Here is a 3,742-nt window from a genome sequence, read left to right as displayed (position 1 = left end):
CGCCGCGCGGCCCGCTTGGCGCTGCGCGCCGGCGGGCGGGGGGGGGGGCGGGCGCGGGGAGGGCGGGCGCGGGGAGGGCGCGGGTCAGGCCGTCGCAAGCTGCGCGTGGGTGGCGAGGATCTCGATGCAGGCCTGCGCCGCCTCGCGGCCTTTCACCCGGAAATGTTCGGCGAAGAAGGCGTCGTGGGCCGGGGTCTCCTGATAGCTGTGCGGGGTGAGCACCGCCGAGAGCACCGGCACCCCGGTGGCCATCTGCGCCTCCATCAGCGCCGCGACCACGGTCTGGGCGACGAAGTCGTGGCGGTAGATGCCGCCATCGACGACGAAGGCGCCGCCGACCACCGCCGCGTAGTCGCCGCTTTCGGCCAGGCGCCGGGCCAGCAGCGGGATCTCGAAGGCGCCCGGCGCATCGAACACCGCCACCTCGGTGGCGGTGTTGGTGAGCCGGGCGATTTCGCCGACGAAGGCCTCTCTGCAGCGATCGACGATGCCGGCGTGCCAGCGGGCCTGAATGAACGCCACTTTTCGACTGGACGTCCGGGTCTGTTCGGTCTGATCCATTGCGCTCCCTTTCCGGAGACAGTGTGAATCAGGACGACGGTCGCGCGCCCGCGATTCCGCGGGCGCCGATTCCGTTCTCTATCATCCGGACTGTGACCGTCGGCGCCGGGGTCGCACCGGGCTCTGCTGACCTCTCCCGCCGGGAGAGCGCTCGCGGGCTCGTGCCGAAGGATCGGCCATCACCGCCGGTGGGGATTTCCGCCCCGCCCCGAGAACAAGCCCCGCCGCGCGGCGGGGCGTTTCACAGGTAGGGGATCGCCCGCCCCCTGTCCAGCGCCGCCGGGTCGACCCATGGTGATGCGTCAGCCATCCTCGGCCGGGCGCCCGCGCCCCAGCGGGTCGAGATTGCGCGGCGCGACCCCTTCGGCCCAGTCCAGCGCCTGGCGCAGCAGCACCGCGCGCCCCACGCAGACCACCGCCGGCGGCGCGACGCCGGCGGCCGCCGCGGCGGCGGCGGCGCGCGACAGGGTGGTTTCCAGCACCTGCTGATCGGGCGCGGTGGCGCGGGTGACGATGGCCACCGGTTCGTCCGGGTCGCGCCCGGCGGCGATGAAGCGTTCGGCGATGCGCGCCAGATGCTTCATGGCCATGTACATGACGATGACCTGCGAGCCCCTGGCGATCGCCTCCCAGTTCAGCGAGGTCGGCGTTTCGCCTTTCTGGTCATGGCCGGTGAGGAAGGTGACCGCCTGGTTCACGTCGCGATGGGTCGCCGGAATCCCGGCATAGGCCAGCCCGCCGATGCCCGCGGTGATCCCCGGCACGATGCGGATCGGCACGCCGTGCTGGACCAGGGTCTCGGCCTCCTCGCCGCCGCGCCCGAACACGAAGGGATCGCCGCCCTTCAGCCGCAGCACCCGGCGCCCAGCGCGGGCCAGATCCACCAGCGTCAGCGAGATGTCGCGTTGGCGCGCCGAGGGTTTTCCCCCGCGCTTGCCGGCGAACACCAGATCGGCGCCGGGGCGCGCCCAGGCGAGGATGCGTTCGTCCACCAGCGCGTCATAGACGATCACGTCGGCCTGACGCAGCGCGTTGACCGCGTGCAGCGTCAGCAGCCCCGGGTCCCCCGGCCCGGCGCCGACCAGCCACACCCAGCCCGCCGCCAGTTCGGGCCAGGCGACGCCTTCGGGGAGTTTGACGCTGTCGTCCATGCCCTCTGTCTAAGGCCCGGCGCGGGTCGAGAAAAGCCGGATTTTAGCGATGTCGCTCTCGGGGCTTAACGCTTTGTGGAGACCGGCGGCGCAGATTGGCCGCGGGTGAAGACAACGGGGTGTGGGACATGGGGGGCGTGCTCTCCTCCGACGGCGCATGGGTGGCGCTTGACGGGGTGATTCTGCAGAACAACACGTGGGGACGGCGGGACCTGGTCAACGGCGCGGACTTCGTCCAGACCGTGACCCATGGCGACAGCCTGACGGACGGGGTGCGTTTCGACTGGGACTGGACCCGGGCGGATCCGCGCCGGGTGCTGTCCTATCCCGAAATCTTCGTCGGCAAGAAACCGTTCGGCCGCGAGACCGGAGGGCATGCGCTGCCGGTGGAGCTGTCGCTGATCACCGAACTGGACCTGAAGGCGGATCTCGACTGGGGCGGGCTTGACGGCGGCTTCAACGTGGCGCTGGACCTGTGGCTGAGCAGCGATCCCGGGGGCGGGGCCGCCGCCATCACCCATGAAATCATGGTCTGGCTGAAATCCGGCGAGGCCGCGCCCGGCGGCGCGTCCCAGGGCGTGGCGCGGATCGACGGCATCGACTACGCATTCTCGCTGCGCCCGGACGATCCGGGCAATCCGAGCGACTGGACCTACGCCGCCTTCGCCGCGCCGACGCCGATCGCCGACGCCAGGATCGACCTCGCGGCGATTCTCGATCACCTGAAAGACAGCGGCGTGGTCTCCGGCGATCTCTGGCTGATGGATGTGGAGCTTGGGGCCGAAGTCACCGGCGGCGCCGGCTGGCTGGAGATCCGGGAATTCGACCTGCATCTGCTCACCGAGACCCGCCAGATCGGCGCCGCCGACCCGGACGTTTTCACCGGCGGCGCGAAAGCGGATTTCCTCAGCGGGCGCGGCGGCGACGACGCGTTGCGGGGGCTGGGCGGCGACGATCTGCTGCGCGGGGGCGCCGGGAATGACGAATTGCGCGGCGATCGCGGCGCCGATCGGCTGGAGGGCGGGCGCGGCGACGACGCGCTGTGGGGCGGGCGCGGCGCCGACAGGCTGGCCGGGGGCGCCGGCGCCGACCGGCTGCGCGGCGGCAATGGCGCGGACGCGCTGCATGGCGGGCTGGGCGACGACACGCTGCACGGCCAGGGCGGGCGCGACGCCCTGCAGGGCGGCGCCGGCGACGATCTGCTGACCGGCGGGCGCGGCTTCGATCGTCTGAACGGCGGCGTCGGCGCCGATGCGCTGCGCGGCGGGCCGGGGCAGGATCAGCTGCGCGGCGGGCTGGGCGCGGACCGTTTCGTCTTCGCCCCCGGCGACGGCCGCGACCGGGTGCTGGACTTCAACCCGGGCGAGGACTGGATCGACCTGCGCGGCTTCGATCTCGACGCGGCGCCGGATCCGATCCGCATCGACGGCGGCGCCCGCATCGTGCTGGATCACGCGGTCATCGACATTCGCGGCGTCGCGCCCGTGGCGCTCGACGCGGATGATTTCTGGATCTGAGCCGCCCCGCGCTCAGCCCATCATCGCCGCGTGACGCGCCATGTGATCGCGGATCGACTGCGCATAGCTGCGCGCCGCGAACAGGTCGTAGCCCGGCGCGCCCGCGTCGTCGCGCCTCAGCACCGTGACCGGCGAATGGGCGACGCCGGTGGCCGCGACCGCGCCGTCGGGGAAGGATTTTTCGCGCAGGTCCAGCGCAGTGAAGCGGTTGAGCAGATCCGCCGCCCGCGCGCCCTCGACCCGCAGCGACGCGCGGGCCTGCGACAGGTCGAGCGCCGCGCCCTCGGCGCTGGCGACGAGCGGCGCCTCCCCAGCGCCCAGCAGCCAGAAAACCAGCGGTTCGACGCGCATCAGCCGGGCGCCGCCGGGGGCGGCGACGCTGGCCCCCGGCGGCGGCGCTGCCGCGCCCCGATCCAGCGCCAGCCCCGCCGCGCCGGCGGCCCCCCCCACCGGCCACAAAGCGCACTGCCCACCCGCCCGGGGCCCGAGCGCCCCCATGAAAAGAGCCGCGCG

At 73.0% G+C, this 3,742-nt stretch carries 4 protein-coding genes and 1 riboswitch; of the genes, 1 reads left to right on the top strand and 3 read right to left on the bottom strand.

Annotated elements, in window-relative coordinates; translation table 11 throughout:
- Positions 1 to 84 precede the first annotated feature (84 nt).
- Positions 85 to 561: a 6,7-dimethyl-8-ribityllumazine synthase gene (locus tag AC1HC7_RS10395; RefSeq protein WP_479494969.1), complete on the bottom strand. Its 477-nt coding sequence runs from the start codon at positions 559 to 561 to the stop codon at positions 85 to 87.
- A 69-nt stretch (positions 562 to 630) separates the two neighbouring features.
- Positions 631 to 781, bottom strand: a riboswitch (FMN riboswitch).
- An 82-nt stretch (positions 782 to 863) separates the two neighbouring features.
- Complete coding sequence (cobA, locus tag AC1HC7_RS10390) at positions 864 to 1,712, bottom strand: uroporphyrinogen-III C-methyltransferase (RefSeq protein ID WP_479498993.1); 849 nt, start codon at positions 1,710 to 1,712, stop codon at positions 864 to 866.
- A gap of 95 nt (positions 1,713 to 1,807) precedes the next feature.
- On the opposite strand from cobA, the gene AC1HC7_RS10385 reads away from it, so the two are divergent.
- Positions 1,808 to 3,229 (top strand): calcium-binding protein, encoded by a 1,422-nt coding sequence (locus AC1HC7_RS10385; RefSeq protein ID WP_479494967.1) that lies wholly within the window; start codon positions 1,808 to 1,810, stop codon positions 3,227 to 3,229.
- Between the two features lie 12 nt (positions 3,230 to 3,241).
- Here the strand turns inward: AC1HC7_RS10385 and AC1HC7_RS10380 are convergent.
- Positions 3,242 to 3,742 (bottom strand): hypothetical protein (locus AC1HC7_RS10380; protein WP_479498992.1); only part of this gene is annotated, 501 nt, incomplete at its 5' end.

The sequence above is a fragment of the Oceanicella sp. genome (assembly GCF_056449545.1).
Note: the sequence above shows the minus strand (reverse complement) of the source record. Positions and strands in the feature narration are given on the sequence as shown.

Coding starts and splice junctions, on each gene's coding strand:
- AC1HC7_RS10395 (WP_479494969.1), bottom strand. CDS start 561: ATGGATCAGACCGAACAGACCCGGACGTCCAGTCGAAAAGTGGCGTTC.
- cobA (WP_479498993.1), bottom strand. CDS start 1,712: ATGGACGACAGCGTCAAACTCCCCGAAGGCGTCGCCTGGCCCGAACTG.